Consider the following 1983-nt stretch of genomic DNA (forward strand, 5'->3'; position numbering starts at 1 on the left):
GGCGCGGTCCTGCGGCGGCAGCGGCGTCTTGTCGAGGAAGGCCTTGAAGGCGTCGGCCGACGGCGCCGCCGCGCCTGTATTGCCGGCGTTGCGCGCGTCGGTCAGATCGGCGAACGGGTCGCCGGCCAGCAGCTGGTCGCGGCCGAAATGCTCGGCGTCGAAGAACACCGCGCGGCCCATGCCGAGGTCGCGGTAAGGATCGGGCCCGGCCGGCGGGCGCTTCGTCTCCACGCCCAGCCCGGCCAGCAGCGTGGCCACCGCGCGGCTGTCGAGCGCGGCCGCGGGCATGTCGGCGCTGCCGCCGTAGGTGACGAGTTTCTGCCCGCGCACGGTGAATTCGTTGCGCTTGGCGTGGCCGCCGAAATCGTCGTGGTTGTCGAGGATCAGGATGCGCTTGCCGGCGCCGAAGCGGCGCTGGTAGAACCACGCCGCCGCCAGCCCGCTGATGCCGCCGCCGACCACCACGAGGTCGAACGCTTCGCGCGCGAGCACGCCGGGGTATCTGGCGCCTTCGCGCGCCAGGCTGTGCGCCAGCGTGTAGGTGCCGGCGTGGTTGCCGCGCAGCCCGGTGAGCGCCGGCGGATACACCGCCGCGCCGCGCTCGGCGGCCCGCAGCAGCTGGCCCGGCGCGAGGCCGGCGGCAATGGTGAGCGCGGCGCCGTTGAGGAAATCCCTGCGCGTGATGGTCATGTCGGTGTGGCCTTCGCTTGTCGCTGCTTGTCTTTGCCCGGTCCCTGCGTGTCCCTGCCCGCGCGGCTCAGCGCCCGGCCGCCTGACGGCGGCGGTCGAGCTCGGCGCGGCGCGCGGCCACGGCGGCCTCGCCGACCGGGCTGGCGTCGTTGCCCCAGCCGGCGCGGATGAAGGTCAGCACGTTGGCCAGTTCCTGGTTGTCCAGGGTCCAGCCGTAGCCGGGCATGTGATAGTCGGTGGCGGCGGTGCCGACCTGGGCCGTGACGGCGCCGTCGAGCAGCAGGCTGGCCAGCGCGGACGGGTCCGGGTCCATCACGGTCGGATTGCCCGCCAGCGGCGGGAAGACCCGCGCGAAGCCCTTGCCGCCGGCGCCGTGGCACGGCATGCAGAACTCCGCGTACTGGCGCGCGCCGGTCGCGTCGAAGCGGCCCTGGGCCAGCCGCTCGGCGGTGGCGGCGTCATAGCGGTATGGCGTCTCGCCGCGCGCGCCTGGAATGGACTTGAGGTAGGTGGCGACCGCCTCCAGGTCCGGGCGGGTCATGAACTGCGTGGACGAGGCGATCACCTCGGACATCGGCCCGAACGAGGTGGCATGCGCGTTGCGGCCGGTGTGCAGGTATTCGACGATGTCCTCGCGCGACCAGCCGCCCAGCCCGGTGCGCGGGTCGCCGCGCAGGCTGGTGGAGGCCCAGCCGTCCACGCTGGCGCCGGCCAGGAAGTGCCGGCTGCGCTCGTCCAGTCCGCGCTCGGCCAGCAGCGTGCCGCGCGGCGTGTGGCAGGCGCCGCAGTGGGCCACGGCCTGCACCAGGTAGGCGCCGCGCCGCCATTCGGCGCTCTGGCCGGCGCCGGCCTCGGCCGGGCCGCTGTCCAGGAACAGCCAGTTCCACACGCGCAGCAGCCAGCGCATGCCGAACGGCCAGCGCATCTCGGGCGCGGCGGCGGCCCGGCGCACCGGCTTCACCTCGGCGCGCAGGTAGGCGTAGAGCGCCTGCACGTCCGGCTCGGCCAGCCTGGCGTAGGACGGGTAAGGCATGGCCGGATACAGCCGCTTGCCGTGCTTCGCCACGCCCTCGCGCAGCGCGCGGTCGAACTCCGCGAGGCTGTAGCCGCCGATGCCGGTTTCGGCGTCGGGCGTGATGTTGGTGGAATAGACCGTGCCCACGCCGGTGCGCAGCGGCAGGCCGCCCGCGAACGGCGCGCCGCCGGGGGCGGTATGGCAGGCCGCGCAGTTGGCGACCTTGGCGAGGTAGCGGCCGCGCTCGACGCGCGCGGCATCGGCGGCGGCGGGCTGGG

Annotated in this window: 2 protein-coding genes; both read right to left on the bottom strand. The window is 74.6% G+C overall.

Features of this window, described 5'->3' with window-relative positions:
- Positions 1 to 690: NAD(P)/FAD-dependent oxidoreductase (locus K206_RS39675; protein ID WP_020205979.1), on the bottom strand; the 690-nt coding region annotated here is incomplete at its 3' end.
- A gap of 67 nt (positions 691 to 757) precedes the next feature.
- Positions 758 to 1983: cytochrome c (locus K206_RS39680; protein ID WP_020205980.1), on the bottom strand; the 1226-nt coding region annotated here is incomplete at its 5' end.

This window comes from Cupriavidus sp. WS, from assembly GCF_000395345.1.
Taxonomy (GTDB): domain Bacteria; phylum Pseudomonadota; class Gammaproteobacteria; order Burkholderiales; family Burkholderiaceae; genus Cupriavidus; species Cupriavidus basilensis_B.